This is a genomic window from Anabaena sp. UHCC 0187, assembly GCF_009712035.1.
Lineage (GTDB): Bacteria > Cyanobacteriota > Cyanobacteriia > Cyanobacteriales > Nostocaceae > Dolichospermum.
Genome location: NZ_VILB01000014.1, coordinates 84355 through 107320 on the forward strand (window position 1 = coordinate 84355; position 22966 = coordinate 107320).

16 protein-coding genes and 1 pseudogene are annotated in these 22966 nt (G+C 37.9%); 5 read left to right on the forward strand and 12 right to left on the reverse strand.

Features of this window, described 5'->3' with window-relative positions:
* Positions 1-18: 18 nt before the first annotated feature.
* The 6 genes from fusA to FJR11_RS16880 all read right to left on the reverse strand — a co-directional run bounded on the left by fusA (position 19) and on the right by FJR11_RS16880 (position 6659).
* A complete protein-coding gene (gene fusA, locus FJR11_RS16855; RefSeq protein WP_168505722.1) occupies positions 19-2097 on the reverse strand; it encodes an elongation factor G in 2079 nt (692 codons plus the stop codon).
* 180 nt (positions 2098-2277) lie between these two features.
* Positions 2278-2748 (reverse strand): 30S ribosomal protein S7, encoded by a 471-nt coding sequence (rpsG, locus tag FJR11_RS16860; RefSeq protein WP_168505724.1) that lies wholly within the window; start codon positions 2746-2748, stop codon positions 2278-2280.
* A gap of 387 nt (positions 2749-3135) precedes the next feature.
* Complete coding sequence (rpsL, locus tag FJR11_RS16865; protein WP_104386905.1) at positions 3136-3519, reverse strand: 30S ribosomal protein S12; 384 nt, start codon at positions 3517-3519, stop codon at positions 3136-3138.
* A gap of 178 nt (positions 3520-3697) precedes the next feature.
* On the reverse strand, positions 3698-4021 hold the full coding sequence (locus FJR11_RS16870; RefSeq protein ID WP_168505726.1) for an iron-sulfur cluster assembly accessory protein: 324 nt from the start codon (positions 4019-4021) through the stop codon (positions 3698-3700).
* 135 nt (positions 4022-4156) lie between these two features.
* The gene (locus tag FJR11_RS16875; RefSeq protein WP_168505728.1) at positions 4157-4576 is read right to left on the reverse strand and encodes a cupin domain-containing protein; all 420 of its coding nucleotides are present in this window, start codon (positions 4574-4576) and stop codon (positions 4157-4159) included.
* A gap of 241 nt (positions 4577-4817) precedes the next feature.
* Positions 4818-6659 carry a phosphodiester glycosidase family protein gene (locus FJR11_RS16880; protein ID WP_371417564.1) on the reverse strand — a complete coding sequence of 614 codons (1842 nt, stop codon included), beginning with the start codon at positions 6657-6659 and terminating at the stop codon, positions 4818-4820.
* Positions 6660-6983: 324 nt separating this feature from the next.
* Between FJR11_RS16880 and FJR11_RS23780 the strand changes: the two genes are divergently transcribed.
* Both FJR11_RS23780 and FJR11_RS16885 read left to right on the forward strand, forming a co-directional pair.
* Positions 6984-7106: a hypothetical protein gene (locus tag FJR11_RS23780; RefSeq protein ID WP_256366779.1), complete on the forward strand. Its 123-nt coding sequence runs from the start codon at positions 6984-6986 to the stop codon at positions 7104-7106.
* Positions 7107-7515: 409 nt separating this feature from the next.
* Positions 7516-12201: a glutamate synthase-related protein gene (locus FJR11_RS16885; protein ID WP_168505732.1), complete on the forward strand. Its 4686-nt coding sequence runs from the start codon at positions 7516-7518 to the stop codon at positions 12199-12201.
* Positions 12202-12393: 192 nt separating this feature from the next.
* On the opposite strand, the gene FJR11_RS16890 is transcribed toward FJR11_RS16885, so the two are convergent.
* The 3 genes from FJR11_RS16890 to FJR11_RS16900 all read right to left on the reverse strand — a co-directional run bounded on the left by FJR11_RS16890 (position 12394) and on the right by FJR11_RS16900 (position 15407).
* A complete protein-coding gene (locus tag FJR11_RS16890) occupies positions 12394-13323 on the reverse strand; it encodes a polysaccharide deacetylase family protein (RefSeq protein WP_168505734.1) in 930 nt (309 codons plus the stop codon).
* Between the two features lie 378 nt (positions 13324-13701).
* A complete protein-coding gene (locus FJR11_RS16895; RefSeq protein WP_168505736.1) occupies positions 13702-14070 on the reverse strand; it encodes an EamA family transporter in 369 nt (122 codons plus the stop codon).
* Between the two features lie 140 nt (positions 14071-14210).
* A complete protein-coding gene (locus FJR11_RS16900; protein WP_168505738.1) occupies positions 14211-15407 on the reverse strand; it encodes a 1-deoxy-D-xylulose-5-phosphate reductoisomerase in 1197 nt (398 codons plus the stop codon).
* 177 nt (positions 15408-15584) lie between these two features.
* Here FJR11_RS16900 and FJR11_RS16905 point away from each other — a divergent pair, with 177 nt between their 5' ends.
* Positions 15585-16886 carry a hypothetical protein gene (locus tag FJR11_RS16905; RefSeq protein WP_168505740.1) on the forward strand — a complete coding sequence of 434 codons (1302 nt, stop codon included), beginning with the start codon at positions 15585-15587 and terminating at the stop codon, positions 16884-16886.
* Between the two features lie 24 nt (positions 16887-16910).
* Here FJR11_RS16905 and FJR11_RS23910 read toward each other — a convergent pair.
* Positions 16911-17030 (reverse strand): annotated as a pseudogene (locus FJR11_RS23910) (Uma2 family endonuclease); the annotation flags it as partial.
* A 61-nt stretch (positions 17031-17091) separates the two neighbouring features.
* Here FJR11_RS23910 and FJR11_RS16910 point away from each other — a divergent pair.
* Positions 17092-18306, forward strand: a complete 1215-nt coding sequence (locus tag FJR11_RS16910; RefSeq protein WP_168505742.1) for a glycosyltransferase family 87 protein — start codon at positions 17092-17094, stop codon at positions 18304-18306.
* Here FJR11_RS16910 and FJR11_RS16915 read toward each other — a convergent pair.
* The gene (locus tag FJR11_RS16915) at positions 18296-19756 is read right to left on the reverse strand and encodes a glycosyltransferase (RefSeq protein ID WP_168505744.1); all 1461 of its coding nucleotides are present in this window, start codon (positions 19754-19756) and stop codon (positions 18296-18298) included. The two genes, FJR11_RS16910 and FJR11_RS16915, sit on opposite strands and share 11 nt — an antisense overlap.
* 8 nt (positions 19757-19764) lie before the next feature.
* Entirely contained in the window at positions 19765-21423 is a 1659-nt protein-coding gene (locus tag FJR11_RS16920; protein WP_168505745.1) for a glycosyltransferase family 39 protein, read from the reverse strand.
* Between the two features lie 171 nt (positions 21424-21594).
* Here FJR11_RS16920 and FJR11_RS16925 point away from each other — a divergent pair, with 171 nt between their 5' ends.
* A complete protein-coding gene (locus FJR11_RS16925) occupies positions 21595-22965 on the forward strand; it encodes a mannosyltransferase (RefSeq protein WP_168505747.1) in 1371 nt (456 codons plus the stop codon).
* Position 22966: the final 1 nt, after the last annotated feature.

Here is a 22966-nt window from a genome sequence, read left to right on the forward strand (position 1 = left end):
AATCTTTTCCTTTTTTAATTAAGCGTTCCCTTTACTTTTTGAGATGATTCCCTCAGCCACGCTGCGAGGCACCTCTTCGTAGGTACTAAACTCCATTGTAAAGATACCTCGACCCTGGGTTTTCGACCGGATATCAGTAGCATAACCAAACATGGTTGCCAGTGGAACTTTCGATACTACCTTCGCCAACCCATTATCAGTGCTTTGGCTTTCAATCTGTCCTCTGCGGGAGATTAAATCACCAATCACGTTCCCGATATAATCTTCGGGGACTTCAACTTCAACTTTCATCATAGGCTCTAAGATGACAGGAGAGGCTTTTGATGCCGCTTCTTTCATCGCCATAGAACCGGCAATTTTGAAAGCCATTTCTGAAGAGTCTACGTCGTGGTAAGAACCATGTACCAAGGTGGCTTTGACATCAATGAGCGGATATCCAGCTAAAATACCGGATTCACAACATTCTTTCATTCCCTGTTCCGCAGGTCCGACGTACTCTTTCGGTACAATCCCACCGACAATTTTGGAAACAAAGACAAAACCTGTGCCTGGTTCGCCTGGCTCTAGGTTGATCACTACGTGACCGTACTGACCCTTACCACCACTTTGGCGGATAAATTTACCATCAATTTTTTCGACGGATTTGCGGATGGTTTCGCGGTAAGCCACTTGAGGCGCACCAACGTTTGCTTCCACTTTAAATTCCCGTAACATCCGATCTACGAGAATTTCTAGGTGTAATTCTCCCATACCCGCAATTACGGTTTGGTTGGTTTCTGGATCAACACGCACACGGAAGGTGGGGTCTTCTTCACTCAAAGATTGCAGAGCTTTGGAAAGCTTGTCCATGTCGTTCTTGGTTTTGGGTTCAACCGCTACCGAGATCACAGGTTCAGGAATAAATAGGGATTCCAAAATAACTGGTGAACCTTCATCACAAAGGGTATCACCTGTCAAGGTGTCTTTTAATCCTAAAGCAGCACCTAAATCACCAGCCCGTAGTTCATCTACGTCTTGTCGGTCATCTGCTTTCATCAGCACTAACCGAGAAATCCGTTCTTTTTTATTCTTGCTGACGTTAAGAACGTAACTACCTTTCTTCAGCACACCAGAATAAACACGAACGAAGGTCAGGCGACCGTAAGGATCAGCCATAATCTTAAATGCCAAGGCTGATAATGGTTCATTATCATCAGCATGACGTTCTACGGGATCACCGTTAAGTAGTGTGCCTTGAATTGGTGGAACTTCCAGTGGTGATGGTAGGTAATCTATCACCGCATCCAACATCAATTGCACGCCTTTGTTCTTAAAGGCTGAACCACAAAGCACTGGTACGATTGTCCCAGCAATTGTTCCTTTCCGGAGCGCAGCACAGATTTCTGCTTCTGTCAGTTCTTCGCCCTCGAAGTACTTATTCATCAGCACATCACTGGTTTCTGATACTGCTTCTACCAACTTGGTGCGGTATTCAGCAGCTTTTTCAGCTAGTTCGGCAGGAATTTCTGTGGTTTGGATATCAGTTCCTTGGTCGTTTGTGTACATATATGCACACATTTTCACCAAGTCTATAATCCCTTTAAATTCAGTTTCACTACCGATAGGTAGTTGAATAGCAATGGCATTAGCTCGCAAGCGATCAACCATCTGATCATGCACTCTATAGAAGTTCGCACCGGTGCGATCCATCTTATTAATAAAGGCAATGCGAGGGACTTTATAGCGGTCTGCTTGTCGCCATACTGTTTCTGATTGGGGTTGAACACCACCTACGGAACAAAATACAGCGATTACACCATCTAATACTCGCATGGAACGTTCAACTTCAATTGTGAAGTCCACGTGACCGGGAGTATCAATAATGTTAATTTGATGATCATTCCAACTGGTACTAATCGCAGCAGCGGTGATAGTAATCCCCCGCTCCCGTTCTTGTTCCATCCAGTCTGTAACGGCAGTTCCTTCGTGAACTTCGCCAATTTTATGAATGATCCCAGAGTAAAATAATATTCTCTCTGTTGTCGTTGTTTTGCCCGCATCTATATGCGCCGCAATACCGATATTGCGTACTTTCTCTAGCGGGTTCGTGCGTGCCACAGTTACCTCCTATCGTTTTCGCCTCATGATATCTTGTATATTACTCTTTGTTAAGATTCTATACTTTTACGGAAAACCGTATTTTTTTGTTAGCCTAGCTAGGCAGTTGCCAATCTTTGAGCATTAGCTATAAATTCTACGATATACCGCACATGAGAAGACGATATATCGTTTTTCTACTTAGTAACGATAGTGTGCAAATGCTTTATTTGCTTCCGCCATCCGGTGCGTTTCTTCGCGCTTACGAATAGCACTACCAGTTTCATTGGCAGCATCCATTAATTCGTTAGCTAGTCTTCCGGCCATGGTTCTACCTGGACGTTGGCGAGAATACTGGACTAACCACCGCAATGCTAGGGTAGTACCGCGATCTGTACGCACTTCCATTGGTACTTGGTAAGTTGCTCCACCAACGCGGCGAGCCTTAACTTCTACCAATGGTGTGGCATTACGCACTGCTTTTTCAAAAGTTTCTAATGGACTTCCACCAGTGCGTTCTTCAATAGTTTTCAAAGCGTCATAAACTATTCTTGCAGCAAGTGATTTCTTGCCATGACGCATTATCCGGCGCATGATCATGCTGATCAGGCGACTATTATACACTGAGTCAGGCGGAACTAAGCGCCTTTGACTAACACCACGACGAGACATACTTCATCCTTGAATACGGAATTTGGCAACGAAATTATATGCTATCAGAACACAGGATCATAAAAGCGGTTAAAATTAGCCGCTTAATTTTCCTGAGTTTTTCTCTATGGCTTGCGCCACTTTACTGATATGAGTTGCAAGGAGACTGAATTAATTCACTTATTATCTGCTAACAGACTTAGAAGACGACAACATAATTAACTTTAAAATTTAGATTAAAGTGCTGTTATCGTTTACAGGATTATCCTCAGAAACTCATGCAACTTATGTGTTTTTATGCCAGCTACAGTTTAATTTCTTAAAAAAATTTGTTACTGCTGGTTTTTTGCTTTATGCAGTTTCAGGCAGGACGATTAACCGTAGTTGAGGCGATTAATCGTCGCTTACCTATTTTTTACCTGCTTTCTGGCGCTTAGTCCCATATTTGGAACGGCCTTGTTTCCGGTCTTTAACTCCGGCTGTATCTAATGTCCCACGGATAATGTGGTATCTCACACCGGGCAAGTCTTTGACCCGACCACCACGAATCATAACTACGGAGTGTTCTTGTAAGTTATGACCAATACCTGGGATGTAAGCTGTGACTTCAAATCCGGAGGTAAGTCTGACTCTGGCTACCTTACGGAGTGCTGAGTTAGGCTTTTTAGGTGTAGTTGTGTATACTCTGGTGCAAACGCCTCGGCGTTGAGGGCATTGCTTCAGAGCAGGGGACTTGGTTTTCTGGCGCGCTAGTTCGCGCTCACTACGTATTAGCTGCTGTATTGTTGGCATGAGTTACAGCGCGTGAAGCTGCTTTATGATCTAAGTTTTAACAAATCCTGATTATATCTTTTTTTCTGATTTTCTGTCAATCATTATTTAAGAGGGAACAGGGAACGGGGAACAGGGAACAGGTAATTCTTAACTACTGACCACTGACCACTGACCACTGACCACTGACCACTGACAACTAACCAATAGAGAAAGAATTGCCACAGCTACAGGTGGATGTTGCTTGGGGGTTATGAAAGCGAAAACCGCCACCGGTCAAATCTTCTGAATAATCTACTGACAACCCATTGATGTAATTTAGGGTTTCTGGGTCTATAACTACACGAATATCATGCAAGTCTAAAACCTGATCTTGAGATGTTACTGTGGCATCAAAAGCCAGATCGTAAAACCAATCAGCACAGCCCCCAGATTTTACCCGCAAGCGAAATAAGATATTTGATGGTTGTTTAGATTTTAAGCGCCCGATCTCATTAATGGCTGCTGGACTCAAATGAATCATGGAATTTTTTTATTAGTCAGTGGTCAGTGGTCGGTTGTCAGTGGTCAGTTGTCAGTTGTCAGTGGTCGGTTGTCAGTTGTCAGAAAGAATAGAATTTCTCCCCTGCTCCCTGCTCCCTGCCCCCTACTCCCCTGCCTATTTTTCCGAACGGGCATAGTCATCTTGATAGCGAATAATATCATCTTCTCCGAGATATTCGCCATTTTGGACTTCAATCAAAACCAAGGGAATCACACCGGGATTTTCTAAGCGATGGGTTGTACATTGGGGGACATAGGTTGATTGATTATTACTTAATAAAATTTCTTGCTCACCACAAACTACTTTAGCTGTACCGGAAACAACAATCCAGTGTTCACTGCGGTGGTGGTGCATTTGTAAACTAAGGCGATGTCCAGGCTTGACTTCAATTCGCTTAATTTTATATCCGCGCCCTTCTTCCAAGACTGTGAAAGAACCCCAAGGACGTAATTCACCAGCAATAACACTTTTAGAATTAATTGTTGGTTGTAGAGTCAGAGTATTATTTGGGGCAGTTTCTGATACTTTAGCCATAGTTACCTCAGATGGAGACATAACAAACCCGTTTTTTAGTTTGAACAGTTGATGGAAAAGGGGCGAAATTTAGCCACCTTGATCAAGATAGCAAAACTCACCATTGACTGGTAAAATTTCTTGCTTAAACTGATGTGTCTACACAAAGTCTTCATCAAAAAAATGAAGACTTGTTCTCAACTTCAAAATTGACAAATGACAAAATCTGATTTAACGAGAGTGCTTTCTCCGAACTCCGACTTTAAGGTTTGACAGACTTGGATTCTAGAAAAATTCCAATACCGTTGTGAACACGAGCCGCAGTATTGGGAGAACGGTCAAGTAACTGACCGCCTAAATAAAGACTGGTAGAACTACCACCATCTAAATTTAGAGCATTGACACAACCCATTGCTTGCATTAATTGTGCTTGTTCCGCCAAGGTTGGGCCCCCACCCCCAGCCCGATTATGTACAGCAGCAATCATTAGATTACCTGTGGAGGTGGTACAAATACTACTGCGAACTGCTTGACCTTTCATAAAAGTGGGCTGGAATTTTTCTGCTAGTCCGTCCAAGACTATTTGCCGATTTTGGACTAACAGGGGACCTGCACCAATAATATGGGGGTAGCGACTAAATTCAGGTGTGGTAGTGGTGCTGGTAAGGGAAACTTTTGTGCCAATGGGTAATTGTGGGGTTTGACTACGGAAGGTGAGGAGATAACCATTTTGGGGAATAGGAATAGCAGTTATACCACTTTTACCACCGGCTAACTGATTGGTTACTTGATTATTTTCGACAACCACTATAGTTTCATTATCAGCTAGGGGTGTATAAGTATTTCCCCATGCTGGAGTATAACGAGCGATACCGCGTTGGACGTAGCCAGTATTGAGAAAGAGAATGGGTAAATGCTGATTATTGTTGGTAATTAGGGTTTCTGTCAGGGTGAGCCGACCAAAATAAAATTGTCCGTTATTATTCCAAGCGATCGCTCCTCGGTTGAGAATTGGACCGGATATCCACTGATTATCTCGCCGAATTGCGCCTAAAGGTAATCTATTATTGCGGTTAAAATAACCACCATTAATTGCGGCTACTGCTAAGTAATTTTGAGCAGTTTGGATTAAAGGCGCAGTACCAGTGAGTGTTTGCGGGTTCGTGACTATGGGTTTAAGTGTTAATCCCACAGCACGGGGGTTAATATCTAACCAAACCACGGGAAAGCGATCTGTTCCTAAAGTTACCAACTGCTGTCGCCATTGTAATCCCTGCGCCCAGGCAATACTCCTTTCTAGCAAAGCTTCAGGTTGAATATCAATAACTAAGCGATTTGGTTGGGGAATAGTGCTAACTTGTACAGACTGACCAAAGGGAACACTCAACCGGATAATTGTTTGATTGTTAACTACTTCCACTTTTTGAATTATTGATGCGGGGACTGGTGGTGTAGTAGGTTGAGAATTATAGCGTTGCAGTAAAGCTGGATCAGCAATACCATCTAAGGTGACTGTCCATTCTCGGTTGGGTGGTGTGGTAGATTTGGGGATAATCTCATCAGGATCTACTACTTTTTTGACTGGTAACTCTTGTCGAACCTGCCAAGGTGTGGCCATATCTAAATCGAGAACAACTCTATCTCCTGTGGGTTGTTTACCCAGACGGATATTTTTGAGTTGGGAAGGGGGAGTAGAAATTACCAAGGTATTACCCTTAGCTTGGATTTGCCATTTACCTCTTTGAGCTAATTGAGTAATATCTAAATAGCGATATCCTCCGCTGAGATTGGTGTTGAGAATGAGGGGATTTGTCAAGCCAGAAAACCACTGTATTGGTTGTTTACTAGGATTACTACTATTGAGTAAATCTATCCCCATTAATTGCTTAATTGCGCCATCACTAAGATAAGTTTGTCCTTGAGCGGTGGTTGCTCTTGGCTGTAACCATGCTCCCGGTAAAGTCCGACCATTGAGAATAATTTGATTACCAGCACTAATGGAAGTGGAAACGGGAGTTGGTAAACTAGGAACATCTTGAGCTATTGCCCGATAAGTAGCAGTCAAACACAGTCCTGTTGACAGTAGCGATAACACAGAATTCATTATTTTCAAGATCATTGACTCGGTATTTTTGAACGTGATTATGCAAAACCCAGCCTAACGAAAATTTATCAGAAAATTTAAAAAATAATTACCTTTTTTAGAAATAATCGTGATAATATCTATATTGGGTTTTTGTCTCTTATTCAGAGTAGTAAACAATTATCATGCTAAAAATACTAGCCTTAATTGTTTTAAATAATACAAAATACTAATAGACTATAATCATAGTCTAAGTATTGAAGCTGAAATTCGCGCATTCCACCCAATCTCTAAAGTTTTGGATTTTGGATTAGGGGTTTAAATCTAAAATTCCTGTGGTGGCTCATGAATAAACAGCCAAAATATAGGCAAAAACAGTATATTTTAGGAATTGTCACATGGGCATATAGTAAAAATAGGCTAATTTTGTGGCTGCACGTAGAAAAATTGCGGCTGTTAGGACAGTAAAGTGTGATAGCGTGGCGTTTAGCCATAGTTGAGATCAGATTGCAGATAAGCCAAAAATAGGTCATACCTCAAGTTTTTGATCTGCAAACAGGCAATCATTAAAACAGCTTCACAATGTACAGTAGAATTCTGATAGCCCAGTATGGTGTAAGCCATCAGCAAAAAAACTGCAAACTTCAAAAACCGTTAGATTTACAGGTTCTTCTGGATTAGGGTAGTTTGTTTTTACAGGGCAGTAAACAAATAAAAAATAGATAGGCATTGGTAGCACAGCTTTGGCTAAATGTCAAGCTATAATTGTTATCCCTAAACTTTGGTAATTATGTATTTTTATCCAGTGCCAAAACTGAGAAAATTTCCCTCTAGCAGTAATAACAACATCTGTACCTCAACATTTCAGGAATAGAGTATGAATCATCAACCATCAAATCAGGGTCAGCAAATTACAGTGTCAGATACTAATTTTCCAGATACATATCCAGGGCAAAAGTGGTTAGTAGAAGAAAGAGATGCTTGTGGAGTCGGGTTTATTACCCATCGGCAAAATATTGCCAGTCATGAAATTTTGGATAAAGCTTTAACTGCTTTAACTTGCTTAGAACATAGAGGGGGTTGTAGTGCTGACCAAGATTCCGGTGATGGTGCGGGGATATTAACAGCGATTCCTTGGGAATTATTGGCACAAGATAACAGTAATGGGATTGATTTTTCTAATCTGAGTAATATGGCTGTGGGGATGATATTTTTTCCTCAAGACGAAACAGCCGCCAAAGCTGCTAAAGCTGCATTTGAGCAAATAGCAGCAGAGGAAAAATTAACTGTACTGGGCTGGCGAGTAGTTCCAGTAAGTCCACAAGTATTAGGGCTACAAGCAAAAGAAAACCAACCCCAAATAGAACAGGTTGTAATTTCTTGTGCTGACAAAAGCGGCGATGAACTAGAAAGAGAATTGTATATTGCCCGTCGCCGCATTATGCAAGCGGGTAGAAAAATTTCCGAAGATTTCTATGTCTGTTCCTTGTCTAGCCGGACAATTGTTTATAAAGGCATGGTGCGTTCCGCTGTCTTAGGAGACTTTTACCAAGATTTAAAAAATCCGGCTTTTAAATGTGCATTTGCAGTATATCATCGCCGCTTTAGTACCAATACCATGCCCAAATGGCCTTTAGCCCAACCCATGCGGCTATTAGGTCACAATGGGGAAATTAATACGCTGTTGGGGAATATTAATTGGATGATGGCACGGGAAGCTACTCTGAGTCATCCGATTTGGGAAGATAGGTTTGATGAACTCAAGCCAGTGGTAAACGTCAATAATAGTGATTCTGCTACTTTAGATAACGTACTGGAGTTATTGGTGCGTTCGGGACGCAGCCCCTTAGAAGGGTTAATGATGATGGTTCCCGAAGCGTACAAAAACCAACCTTCCTTGGCTGAATATCCAGAAATTGTTGACTTTTATGAATATTACAGCGGTTTGCAAGAATCATGGGATGGACCGGCACTGTTAGTATTTAGTGATGGTAAAAAAGTTGGGGCGACATTAGATCGTAATGGTTTAAGACCTGCGCGTTATGTCATTACCAAAGATGATTATATCGTTGTTTCATCCGAAGCTGGAGTTGTAGATTTCCCAGAAGAGAATATTCTCGAAAAAGGTAGACTCGGTCCAGGACAAATGATTGCGGTGGATTTAAACACCCAAGAAATCCTCAAGAACTGGGAGATTAAACAGCGCATTGCTAAACAACATCCCTATGGGGAATGGTTAAAACAACATCGCCAAGAATTGAGTAAATTAGTTAAGGGCGAGTCAGTAGTTAATGGCAATGGCAATGGTAATGGGCATTTGTCAACGAACAACGGACAACTGACCACTGACAAAATTGATCCCCAAGTCTTATTACAAAAGCAAATTGCCTTTGGCTACACCATAGAAGATGTGGAAATGGTGATTCACCCCATGGCCAGCACTGGTGCAGAAGCGACTTTCTGTATGGGAGATGATATTCCTTTAGCGGTATTGTCAGAAAAATCCCATTTGCTGTACGACTATTTTAAACAGCGGTTTGCCCAAGTTACTAATCCAGCAATTGACCCTTTACGGGAAAAGTTGGTGATGTCTCTGACGGTGGAATTGGGTGAAAAGGGGAATTTATTAGAACCCAAAGCAGAATACGCCCGCAGACTCAAGTTGGAGTCTCCTGTTCTGACTCAAACAGAGTTAGAAACTATTAAGTTGTCAGGATTTGCAACGGCTGAATTGTCAACTTTATTCCCCATAGCCACAGGCCCAAATGGTTTAAAAACGGCTGTGGAATCTTTGCAAAAACAAGCTGCGGAATCGGTGCGGGCTGGTGCGAAGATTCTCATATTAAGTGACCGCACAGGTACAGGCTTGGCTGCTGAATATACTTATATTCCCCCTTTATTAGCCATTGGTGCGGTTCATCATCACTTAATCCGCGAAGGGTTACGGATGAAAACATCTTTAATTGTGGATACCGCCCAATGTTGGAGTACCCATCATTTTGCTTGTTTGTTGGGTTACGGTGCGGGTGCAGTTTGTGCTTACATGGCTTTAGATACTGTAACTGCTTGGTGGCATGAACCCAAAACTCAGCAGTTTATGACTAGGGGCAAAATTGCCACTTTGACTTTAAACCAGTCCATTGAAAATTATCGCAAAGCTATAGAATCGGGTTTGCTGAAAATCCTTTCTAAGATGGGAATTTCCCTACTTTCCAGTTATCAAGCAGCGCAAATATTTGAAGCTATTGGGATTGGTGGTGATTTGTTGGCTTTGGGTTTCCGGGGGACAACTTCCCGCATTGGTGGTTTAAGTGTGAGTGAGTTGGCACAAGAGGTGTTATCTTTCCACTGTAAGGCTTTCCCAGAATTGACGGCGAAGAAGTTGGAAAACTTAGGTTTTGTCCAATACCGTCCCGGTGGTGAATACCACATGAATAGCCCAGAATTAGCGAAGTCGCTGCATAAGGCTGTCAATGGTAAGCAGTATGACCATTATGAGGTTTATAAACAACATCTGCACAATCGTCCAGTAACGGCGTTGCGTGATTTGCTAGACTTCCACAGCGAGCGCTCATCAATTCCTCTGTCAGAGGTAGAATCAGTTAATGATATTGTTAAACGTTTCTGTACGGGTGGGATGTCTTTAGGGGCATTGTCACGAGAAGCACATGAAACTTTAGCGATCGCAATGAATCGCATTGGTGGTAAATCTAATTCTGGTGAAGGTGGGGAAGATCCGGTTCGTTACAATGTTTTGAGAGATGTAGATGCTAACGGTAAATCTCCTACTCTCCCCCATCTCAATGGTTTGAGAAATGGTGATACCGCTGCAAGTGCCATTAGACAAATTGCATCAGGACGGTTTGGCGTTACTCCCCAATACTTAGCTACAGCCCAACAACTAGAAATCAAAATTGCCCAAGGTGCAAAACCAGGAGAAGGTGGACAACTACCCGGACCCAAGGTAAGCCCATACATTGCGATGTTACGGCGTTCTAAGCCCGGTGTCACCTTGATTTCCCCACCACCGCACCATGATATTTATTCCATTGAAGACTTAGCCCAGTTGATTTTTGACTTGCACCAAATTAACCCCACAGCCCAAGTTTCGGTGAAATTAGTGGCAGAAATCGGGATTGGGACAATTGCGGCAGGTGTAGCTAAGGCTAACGCGGATATTATCCAAATTTCGGGTCATGATGGTGGTACTGGTGCATCACCGCTTTCTTCTATTAAACACGCGGGTAGTCCCTGGGAATTGGGTTTAACAGAAGTACATCGGGTATTGATGGAAAACAGTTTGCGCGATCGCGTCATCTTGCGTGTAGATGGTGGTCTGAAAAGCGGCTGGGATGTCCTAATTGGGGCGTTAATGGGGGCTGAGGAGTTTGGGTTCGGTTCCATAGCCATGATTGCGGAAGGCTGCATTATGGCGCGGATTTGCCACACTAATAATTGTCCTGTGGGTATCGCTTCTCAGAAGGAAGAAATGCGGAAACGGTTTACCGGCATTCCTGAACACGTTGTGAATTTCTTCTACTTCATTGCGGAAGAGGTGCGGAGTCTGTTGGCTAAATTGGGATATCGTTCTTTATCAGAAGTAATTGGTCGCGCTGATTTGTTAACGGTGCGTTCTGAAGTCAAACTGAATAAAACCCAATCTTTGAATTTGGATTGTTTAACTAAGCTACCAGATACAAAAGTTAATCGCAGTTGGTTGGTGCATGAAAAAGTTCATAGCAATGGACCAGTTTTAGATGATAATTTGCTGGCTGATGCAGATATTCAAGCCGCGATTCAGGATCAAGGTGAAGTTAGTAAAACCGTTACCGTCGTCAATACCGATAGAACGGTCGGGGCGAGGTTAACTGGGGCGATCGCTCATAAATACGGTGACAACGGCTTTACAGGGGCAATTAACCTCAACTTCCACGGTAGTGTGGGGCAAAGCTTCGGCGCATTTAACCTGGATGGTGTGATTCTCAACCTTGTAGGGGAAGCTAATGACTATGTAGGTAAGGGGATGAACGGTGGGGAAATTATTATTAAGCCCCCAGCAAATGCCACTTATAACCCAGCCGAAAACGTAATTGTGGGGAATACCTGCCTTTATGGGGCGACTGGTGGGGCGTTATTTGCCAATGGTTTAGCTGGAGAACGGTTTGCGGTGCGTAACTCTAAAGGTACAGCCGTGATTGAAGGGGCTGGTGATCACTGCTGCGAGTATATGACTGGTGGTGTGATTGTGGTTCTTGGTAAGGTTGGCCGCAACGTTGGTGCAGGTATGACCGGCGGATTGGCTTACTTCCTGGATGAAACGGGTAATTTCCCTGATTTAGTTAATCATGCCATTGTCAAGGTGCAGCGGGTTATGAGTGATGTGGGCAGACAACAATTGTATGATCTCATTAAAACTCATGGCGATCGCACTGGTTCACCTAAAGCCCAGGAAATTATCGCCAATTGGGCAGAATATTTACCCAAGTTCTGGCAATTAGTACCACCTTCTGAATCTGACAGTCCAGAAGCAAAAACAGAGGAAAAACAGTTAAGTTCTGTGTAATTTGTCTGAATCAGGATTTACAGGATTTAATTAAATACTTTGTTTGTATTTATCCTGTTCATCCTTTAATTCTTTTTTGTCTGAATCAGGATTTACAGGATTTGAAGATTTACAGGATTTAATTAAATACTTTGTTTGTATTTATCCTGTTCATCCTTTAATCGGTGGTTATCCTGATTCTGATATTTTTCTTTAAGGTTTCGGTTTCTTAGTTTTCTGAGCTTTTTGGGCAACTAAGTGTGGATATTGATCTTGCATTTCTAAAAGTTCGGGAACAGTGACAAATTCATAACCTTGTTTACGGAACTTGCTAATAATTTCTGGTAAAGCTGTGACAGTATGAGAACGATCACCACCACCATCGTGCATTAACACAATTCCACCTGGTTTAGCTTCCCTGAATATATTGTTAATTAATCTTGGTATACCAGGACGAGCATAGTCCATGGAATCAGCCGACCACATAATAACAGCATATTTATTGCTTTTAGCGTAAGCAGCTACTCCGTTACTCATAATCCCTCCTGGTGGACGGAATAGACTGGTTTTCACCCCTGTAGTTTGATAAATGATGTCTGATGTATTAGCAACTTCGTAAGCTGCCGCTTGGGCATTCATGTGATGATACCAGTGATGCCAAGTATGGTTAGCAATTACATGACCATCTGTAACTACCCGCTTTGTTAAGTCAGGATAATTCTTGACATTTTGGCCAACCACAAAAAATGTGCCTTTGATATTATTTTTTTTGAGAATATCTAATACTTTTGCGGTACTACTAGGCCAAGGCCCATCATCAAACGTTAGGGCAATCACTTTTTTTTCTGGGGGAAGTTTAGCTTCGCTAATCACAACCCCTTGAAAGTTAGATGGTACATCGGTAGCAAACCCTTTGGCTTGTGCTTCTTGTTGCCAACTGGTGAGCATTTCTGTTTTAAACTGCTCTAACCGCTGCTGAGTTTTGACATTAGCAGCATTATCTTTATTTTTGACACTGACACTTTGAGCATCAGAGGTATTAGTTTTGAACAGGATCATTAAAGCAATACTTAAAGTGCCTGCGAGGCCAAGGATTACAATTAATATTCCCTGCGTCCCAAAAAATGACTTATTATTTTCCACAGCGTAACTCCTTCAAGGGGTGAGCAACCAATGATGGCAGTGATGGCTCTGACGGTAGGTTATAACACATTTTGCTATAGTATTGAAATTGTTAGCTATGTTCTGAACTATGGGTTACTTGAATATTCATGTATATTTTACTGCTTCGATTCATGGGTTACTTTTAAGTAAAAAGTTATTTTTTCCTCAATGCTATGAAATAGTTAGATAATAATTAACTGAATATAGTTTCCCACTTATGAATGATATTTGGTAGTTACAGTAGCTACGGTTCTAACCTGGAGCGGAGATATTTTTATCACCAATTCATGACTTTTTATTAGTAGTAATTGAAGAAACTGAATTTAGCCAGTAAAATTAGCTTTTTTTGTCCGAATTTTATTTTCTCCAAACAACTAAGATCACACCTGTAACAATCAAACCTAGTCCACAAACACGGGTTAGAGAAATAGATTCTTTTAAAACAAAATACCCCAAAAGTACGGAAAATATATAACCAATTGATACAGCAGGAGCAGCCACACTCAGATTAACTCTTGTGAGTAGAAGAATATAAGCTATAGCACCAACGCCATAACACGCTAGTCCTAATAAAAGTTCCGATGTAGTTATAATGCTGAGAATATGACTGACTACGTTACTTGTATCAACTTTTCCTAATTTTATCGCTCCCATTTTCAAAAAAAACTGTCCAGCGATACTTATGAGGACTGAGATTAGCAGTAAACCAAATTCTTGTAATGACACGGAAAGTTCCTTTGTATAGTCCAGTTAGATTTTTGCATAAATTGTCAATAATTTAGTATAAATTTAAGTTGCTTGGTGAAATTTAATGAGCAAATACCATCCCGCACTATATCATGTTTAGTGCGGGATTATCCTAATTTTTAACCAACAGAAATTATCTGTGGCTGAGTTGCTACCTTTTCCATGGCTGTGAAAACTTCTTGTCTAGCCCATTTATCTGCTGCCAAAATGTCATCTAATGTAGGATTTTGTGTGTGATCATTTTGATGGCGATCGCACACAAATTCGATACACTTGGGAATATCCAAATAGTGAATTTTCTCATCTAAAAATAATGCCACAACTTGCTCATTTGCCGCATTTAATACTGCCGGCATAGAACCACCAGCCCTACCAGCAGCATAAGCTAAACGCATACAAGGATATTTTTGATGATCTGGTTCACGGAAAGTTAAATCACCAGATTTTACTAAATTCAATCTTTCCCAATTAGTGTAAATTCGCTCCGGCCAAGATAAAGCATAAAGCAAAGGTAAACGCATATCTGGCCAACCAAGTTGGGCTAAAACTGAAGTATCTTGTAATTCTATTAACGAGTGAATAATACTTTGAGGATGAATGACAATTTCGATGTTGTCATAATCTACCCCAAATAAATAATGAGCTTCAATTACTTCCAAACCCTTATTCATTAAGGTTGCCGAATCTACCGTGATTTTTCGCCCCATTGACCAGTTAGGATGTTTAATAGCATCAGCAACCTTTACCTCTGGTAATTTTTCCACAGCCCAATCTCGGAAAGCACCACCGGAAGCGGTAAGTAATATCTTTCTTAAACCATCTTTAGGAACACCCTGGAGACACTGAAAAATAGCGGAATGCTCAGAATCTGCTGGTAATAATTTCACCCCGTGTTTTTCCACCAAAGGTAACACCACAGGAGCACCGGCAATAAGAGTTTCTTTGTTTGCTAAAGCTATATCTTTACCCGCTTCAATAGCGGCAATGGTCGGTAATAAACCTGCACAACCAACAATACCAGTTACAACTGTTTGAGAATCGCCATACCTGGCAACTTCTATGACTCCTGCTTCCCCACCTAGTAAAATAGGTTGAGGATTTAAGTCTTTGATGGCTTCTTTGAGTTCTGATAATTTTTCAGCGGCAGAAATGGCGGCGATTTGGGGACGAAACTGGCGAATTTGCGCCGCAAATAGCTCCACATTTCGTCCAGCAGCTAATCCAACGATGCGGAATTTATCGGGGTGTTCAGAGACGATATCTAAGGTTTGAGTACCAATTGAGCCAGTAGAACCCAGTAAAGTAATAGCTTTCACAATTATTTAAGAATTAACAGATAATTTCAACTATAAATGGCTTGGGACTCATTGATAAGAGGAATTCCCACAATAAATTAACTCCAATCAAAACTTTTGCTATTTTCGCCATAAATGCGTAACATTACTTAAAACTAACATTGTCATGACCTCAGAGTCAGAGAAAAACAAAAGCCTATGGTTAAAGCGCAAATGGCTATCACCAAATTTATCTGGACAGACGATTTCTTATTTCCTGCGTCTATGTGGCTGGTAAGTCGCATATTTATTTGGACTGCTATGTTGCTGATTGCCCCCAATTTACCAGCATTACAAGATGGCATTACGCCTCATTTTGGCTGGGGAATTTTTGATGCTTGGGATAGTGTCCATTATCGAGCAATATCCACTGAAGGTTATGAATTTATTGATGATGGGAAGCAACATAATTTAGCATTTTTTCCCCTATTTCCTGTCAGTATTTCTATCTTCATGAAGTTCGGTTTTTCCTTTGAAATAGCCGGATTAATCATCAATAATTTGGCATTTCTAGGAACACTTTATTGCTTATATTCTTGGATAAAAAAACAATGTGGCATCAGTGCAGCCCATTGGACAATTGCTGTCATGGCTTACTGTCCCATGTCTTTATTCACAGGAGTAATTTACACAGAAGGTTTGTATTTGTTATTGAGTACAATGGCTTTACGTGCCTTTGATCAAAAACAATATGTTTGGACAGCAATTTGTGGGGCAATGGCAACAGCGACACGTCCCACAGGCATGGCATTAATTCCCGCATTTTTAATTACTGCTTGGAAACAAAATAAACCACCAATTGCCTATATTGCAGGTTTATTATCTGCTACAGGGTTGTTAATATTTAGTGTGTATTGTAAGTTAAATTTTAATGATTTTTTAGCCTTTATCGCTGCACAAAAAGGATGGCGGCCTTCCTTCGGTTTTGATTGGGAAGGTTGGTTAAATATGTTTATGCAAATTCCCTTTGGCAACAATTGGCATTTTGGTTGGGTCGAGAATGATGAAGGTGGAATTAAAGACCTTTGGTATCCGCTATTCTTTGGTCTAATTGTGATGAGTTCTTTTTGTTTATTATATTGGCGAAAATATTTCAATCCATTGATATTATATACTGGTTATGGGATAATTATATTATCATTAATAATTGCCGATCAGGGATTAATAAATAATTTACTGAATGTATCTATGATATTAGGTAGTACCTACCTTTTATGGTATTTCCGTCAGCAACTAACTCCAGTTATGGTAGCTTATGGTTTTTGTGGTATTGGTTTACTTTTAGCCTCTGGTGGCACAATTTCTTTAAGTCGTCTTGCTTATGGAATTGTCCCTTTGAGTGCAGCTATTGGTGTCTGCTTATCTCGTTATCCGCGTCAAGCTTATTTAGTTATGGGTTTGTTTATCACTTTACTTGGTAAATTAGCAATAGGTTTTGCTCAAGAAATTTGGGTAGGATAGGGGAGATATTTAAAGTTGAAAAGATCAAGATGTAGAATTTTCGACTGCCGATTTTATGTTAGGAAATTCAACTTTATTATATAAATCTTGTAAGGAAATCTCAAAAGGTACTGTTACCAGAGATATGTTTTGATCTTCTTCATCTTAGAGAAGTCGGGGATCTGAAACTCTCGACAATTTAGTAAATACAAACTTAAAATTAATTATGTTACATTTGTCTCAAAAAAAATGCAGAGAATACTTGATTTATTTTGCTCCAGTAATTTTATTAGTTTATTTAATTTTAGAATCATATCAAATAGATTTTAGAGTTTTTTATGTGGCTGGCAAATCCGTACTATACCATTTAGATCCTTATTTAAATCAAGTTTCAAAATTTCCTGAACTATACGTACCAGTTAACGCCCATGATGCACCTACATCTGGCTTTATTTATCCACCTTTCGCTGCTTTAATTTTTGCACCTTTAGGGCTTTTTCCCTATGCAATAGCTAAAATGATTTTTAGTCTAATAATGATTTTTATTTTGATTATTCTGAGTTTTCATTTTCTGCAAAAAAGTCAATTTAAACTTCCGGGAGAAGCTATTTTATTTATCATGTGTAGTTTTCCTATATTTGCAACATTTGAAAGAGGTCAAATTGATATTTTAGTTCTTTATTTAACATTTTTATCTTTTGATTTATTTCAAAATAGAAATAAAAAATTAATTTTACCGGCATCTTTGCTTTTAGCTACAAGTAGCTGTATTAAAATTTTTCCCATAGTAACATTGATTTATTATCTATTTAATAAGAAATTTAATTTTTTATTTTGGGGAATATTATCTACATTGATATTATTTTTTGTTCCTTTAATATATTTTGATGTTTCTGTTTATCAGCACTTTTTTCAAGTCATCTTACCAAATTTATTTGGAGAAATTACAACTTCAGAACCAATCAATACTCATGGACAAAACGTAATTAATAATCTGGTGATTTCTTTGGAAAGTACAGGTTTAATGGCGAGTCGTAATCTTTCTAATGGTTATATGAACCCATTTTTAAAAAATAATGCTATTGGTGCATTTTTGTTAGGTTTATTATCCATTATATTACTATTAATAGTTAACCGTAAAAATAGCCAAGAGTATCAATTTTATGCAATTTTAAATACTATTAACTTATTTAATCCTAGAGCATGGATTATGGGATTAGTCTGGTATTTTCCCATCTTCTTAATTTTATATCCTCAAGTTAATAAATTGGGTAGATTTGTAATTTTAATACCGATATTTATGCCGCCATTTACAAATACCAATGCAATTTTAGCCTTTGTCATTACTTTATTATTTTCTATATCTTTGAAAAATGCCAAGTTAGGAAAATATTTATTTAAACAGGAATACCTCAATAAAGCCGATGAAATTACAATATAAACTTAATTTTCTTGGCAGCATATAAACACATACCTAACAAAATTAAACCTTCACGGAAATGGGAAATATTAGATTTCCCATAGGTTCTTTCTTGATATCTCACAGGTACTTCGACAATATGTAAATTTAATTTTGCTGCACCAAACAATAAATCAAAGTCTCCAAAAGGATCAAAATCTCCAAAATAACTGCGATTATTGGCTATTTTTTCGTAATCTTCCCTCCATAAAACCTTAGTTCCACAAAGTGTATCTTTGATGTTATGACCTAGTAAAAACGATATTACTAACGCAAAAAATTTGTTAGCTACAGAATTTAACCAAGGCATTGCTTGATGAGAATAAGGATAAACTAAGCGGGAACCATTAATAAATTCTCCATGATTTGTAGAGATAACTTCAACAAATTTTGGTAAATCTTCAGGTTGTACTGTTAAGTCAGCATCCAGAATTATTAAAATATCTCCTGTCGCTTCTGCAAACCCTAATCTGACAGCATCTGCTTTACCTTTACCTGTTTGTTGAAATGCCTTTAAAGTAAAATTGCCTTGATATTTATTCACCAAATCTTGTATTTTTTCCCAAGTATTATCTTGTGAATGTCCTTCAATGAAAATTACTTCTGTACTTTTTCCTAACTTTGGTAACCGTTCTACCGCAGCAGCAATATTTCCTTCTTCATTCCTGGCTGGTATAATTACACTAACACGATATTTTTCGACATCATGAATATCTTCATACCAAGTGGGACGTGCTACTACATAATTAGTTAAACACAGGTGATTTATTATGGGTAATTGACTAATATAATGATTGATGAAATTAGCAATAATCGGGATTTTTTTAGGAAATAAAAATCTTCTACCTATTTTAACTTGTTGATAACCTGTAATAGATAAAAAATTAATCATATCATTCATTGATAACCAATTTTGTGGAGGTTGGGGACGACGTTGATTAATTTTTTCCGCAAATCGCAATATAGGTTCCCAAAGAAAGTTATGAAAAACTAAAATAATTCTAGTTCGGGGATGACAAAATACTTTTAACCGTTCCATAACTGCTTGAATATCTGTCAGATAACCAAGCACTCCCGCTAAAATAATAAAGTCAAATTTACCAGATGAAATAGGATGATTTATCAAAAATTCCGCATTAATATTTTCAGCATCAAGACAATAAAAATCTAAATGTGGATGTTTATCTTTTGCTAGAGAAATTACTTGTTGGGAAAAATCAATTCCAACTCCTAATTTTGGGTTAGTTGCTGCTAATAAATCTCCTGTTCCACAACCTATTTCTAAAACATTATTTCCTGATGGAATAATGAATTTATGTAATTTTTGAATATCTTGATAATAATATTTATTGCGACGATTCCACAAATCTAAATCTAAGGCTATTTTATCAAAATATTGTTTTATTTCTTCTTTGAATGTGTTATTTTTCATTATCTAATTTAATGTTTATGAATGAGTTGCCAGTTTTTTACAGTACCAATAATTTGATATTGATTTAAAAAAGTTTTAGATATTTTAGGATTTATCCAAGCATAGCTTTCTGTTGGTAAATTTTCTATTGGTAATATTTTACCTAATTTTGGTGTATAAAAACTTAAAAGTAGAAAATGCTTGGAAATATCCACATCAGTATAATCTTGTACCTTTATATCTACTAAATTATTTTTGGGTACATCTATGATAAAGTTAATAGGATATGAATAAATTATTTCCGCAATATTTTCTTGATTAATTTCTTTTTTGAATCCCGGATTTCTATCTCCTAAAATCCCCGTAAATCCTAACGTAGTTATGGCTAAATACGGAGATATTAACCAACTTAAAAGCCAATATTTATCAGGTAATAATTTACGTTTTTGCCAAGTCGTAATAATTGTTGCCCAACTTGCACCTAAAATGATTCCTAATATACCATATTGTTTAATTTGTGAAGTTAAAGCAATTCCGGGTATGGTAATATCTAATATTATTAATGAACCTGCAATTATTAATAATATTCCCAATATTGTAAATACGTTTAATACATAAAATATGATTTTGTTTAGTTTGTATTTACGCATTTGATAAATATTTTCTAAATTAAATAATCCTACTGCTGCTAATATTGCCATAAATGGTAATAGTTGTAATGGATAATAGGGGGTTCGGGTTCTAAAAATACATAAAAGCAGAAATAAAATAGTTGGATAACCTAGCAACAAGGATAAATGATATTTTTGAGAAGTTCGAGAAAACCAAACATATAAAAATCCAATTACACTGAATAAAGCCCAAGGAAAAGTATTTAAAGGTATATTCCAAAAGTAGTAAAATGTTCCAGGATTATAAGTATTATCGGCAGATAAAGTGAATAATTTACCAAATAAATCTGTAACAGGAAATAAACTATTATATTTAAAACAACTCAATATTAACCAAAGTGTTGCCGGAATAACCCCAATTATTAAACCTAAATAAATACCAACATTTGTTAAATGACGATGTTGTTTATTTTTAAATATTAAATAAGGGATAATTGCTACCCCTGGTAAAATAATCATAAATCCCTTAATCAGAAATCCTAACCCAAAGGTAGAACCTGCTAATATTCCCCAGAATATTTTTTGATTTTTCTGCTTAGTTCCTAATTCTTCAGCACGTAATAAAGCCCAAATTCCTAGTAATTCTACACAGACTAAAGCAGTATTTTGAGTGGCTGAACGTCCTTCAAATATCCAAATTGGCATTAAACATAGAATTATTGCTGCTAAAAAAGCAATTTTTTTATTAAAGGTAATTTTCCCAATTTGATAGGTTAATAAAACGCTAATTGTACAGGAAATAATACTAGGTAAGCGAGCATTAAAATCACTAATTCCTAATAATTTATAAATTAAGGCTATTAACCATTGGATACCAATTGTGCGATCATAATTAGGTGTACCCCACCATTGGGGTGTTAACCAATCTTGCGTTTCTAAAATCCATCGTGCTTGCATAGCATAATAACCTTCATCATGTGCTAATAAGCTATGATTGCCATTGGTAGCAAGTAATAATAATGCACTTAATAATAGTAAGCTTAAATGTGGATGTTTACGGATAATACTGGATATCATTAGTTGCGGTTATATAGTTCTGTCAGCGAATAAGCAGACAATTAAGTAAACTAACGTAATTTGCGATATTTTATACATAAGCTAATTAACAGGAGAAATTATACCATCTAATGGTACGCTTGTGTTGCTATCCAATTTTCAAGGATGAAAATTTATATACACCTAAATAAAATGCTCCAAAAATCAAAAAATATTAATTTGATACTACCCTTAATTATCTGTGGTGCATTTATTCTATGTGCTGCTATAGGAATGTTGATTTATCCTGATGCTTTTCATAAGTTCTTTTCTCCATTACAGATATTTCGTGCTGTTCCTCCTGTATTACCTCATAATAGTTATTATTGGGACGTAGAACATTATGCAACAATGGCTCTTAACCCCAGTTGCAAAGCATTTTATCCCCTATGGCCATTTATTATTCGTAACCTCTTTCATCCCCAAACTATAGAACAAGCAGCACATTATTTTTTATTGTTGTCTACGGTAATATTTTTCGTCACTAATTTTTTACTATTTTGGGTTTTCCAAACAGCCTTACAACGCACATATTTAGCTTTTTGGATCATGTTAGCTTATACCGTTAATCCGATGGCAATATTTAGAGTTATCGGTTACACAGAAAGCCTATTTTCTTTGTTTAGTACGTTATTTATTTGGGTTTGTTTACCAAATAGCAAAATCAATCAAAATCTAAAAATCGGGTTTATTTTTATAATCACATTTTTAATGAGTTTAACTCGACCTATATTAATTCAAATATTTTTTGCTAGTGCATTAACTTTAATAACTATTATTAGTTTGGAAATTTTACGATCTAATAGATATTCTTGGCAGAATTTATTAGTTAATCTTAAAAAATATCAGCATGAAACGAAAATGACAGTAACTATATGGGTTGCAGCATTACTAGGTTATTCTGTATATGGTAGCTTTTGTCTAAAGACTAGAGGTAATTTTTTTGCTCCTTTTGATGATCAGAGGCTTTGGGGAAAGTCACTAGGAATTCATTTAGAAATACTATTATTTCCTAAATCACCTTTGTTTGATATTATAGCTTTTTATTTACCCTTAATAATTCTATTATTATCCCTAACTTTTACATATTACAAATTTAGTAAACAAAATAATATCATTTTCTTACCAAGATATAATTTATGGTGGAGTATCTTCTATTTATATCCACCTGTATTAATTTTTATATATGGTTTCAACTTTATGAAATCAATAAAAACAAAAACAAATTTATCTAAAATTAATATTCCTGATTATACGAATAAGTTAGCTATTAATTATGTATTCTGGTTTAGTCTTTACTTTACTACTGCCCATTCATTGATTAACTTTTTTACATTTGACCGCTTAATAAGTTTAGGTAGATATATATTAGCAACTCCATTTTTCTTCATTTCTTTAGGCTATTTATATCGCTGTATTCCTGGAAAAATCAAATATCAAACATTGTTTTTTATGACTTTTATTTCTGCTTTAGCTTTATTAGATCAATGGATTAGATATGGTCAAGATAAATGGCTAGGCTAAT

Bases quoted from the DNA above. Each gene is read 5' to 3' on its own strand.
- FJR11_RS16885 (WP_168505732.1), top strand. From the start codon at position 7,516: ATGAATCATCAACCATCAAATCAGGGTCAGCAAATTACAGTGTCAGAT.
- FJR11_RS16880 (WP_371417564.1), bottom strand. From the start codon at position 6,659: ATGAATTCTGTGTTATCGCTACTGTCAACAGGACTGTGTTTGACTGCT.
- FJR11_RS16875 (WP_168505728.1), bottom strand. From the start codon at position 4,576: ATGGCTAAAGTATCAGAAACTGCCCCAAATAATACTCTGACTCTACAA.
- FJR11_RS16920 (WP_168505745.1), bottom strand. From the start codon at position 21,423: ATGATATCCAGTATTATCCGTAAACATCCACATTTAAGCTTACTATTA.
- FJR11_RS16910 (WP_168505742.1), top strand. From the start codon at position 17,092: ATGTTACATTTGTCTCAAAAAAAATGCAGAGAATACTTGATTTATTTT.
- rpsG (WP_168505724.1), bottom strand. From the start codon at position 2,748: ATGTCTCGTCGTGGTGTTAGTCAAAGGCGCTTAGTTCCGCCTGACTCA.
- FJR11_RS16915 (WP_168505744.1), bottom strand. From the start codon at position 19,756: ATGAAAAATAACACATTCAAAGAAGAAATAAAACAATATTTTGATAAA.
- FJR11_RS16925 (WP_168505747.1), top strand. From the start codon at position 21,595: ATGCTCCAAAAATCAAAAAATATTAATTTGATACTACCCTTAATTATC.
- FJR11_RS23780 (WP_256366779.1), top strand. From the start codon at position 6,984: ATGAATAAACAGCCAAAATATAGGCAAAAACAGTATATTTTAGGAATT.
- rpsL (WP_104386905.1), bottom strand. From the start codon at position 3,519: ATGCCAACAATACAGCAGCTAATACGTAGTGAGCGCGAACTAGCGCGC.
- FJR11_RS16870 (WP_168505726.1), bottom strand. From the start codon at position 4,021: ATGATTCATTTGAGTCCAGCAGCCATTAATGAGATCGGGCGCTTAAAA.
- FJR11_RS16905 (WP_168505740.1), top strand. From the start codon at position 15,585: ATGGTTAAAGCGCAAATGGCTATCACCAAATTTATCTGGACAGACGAT.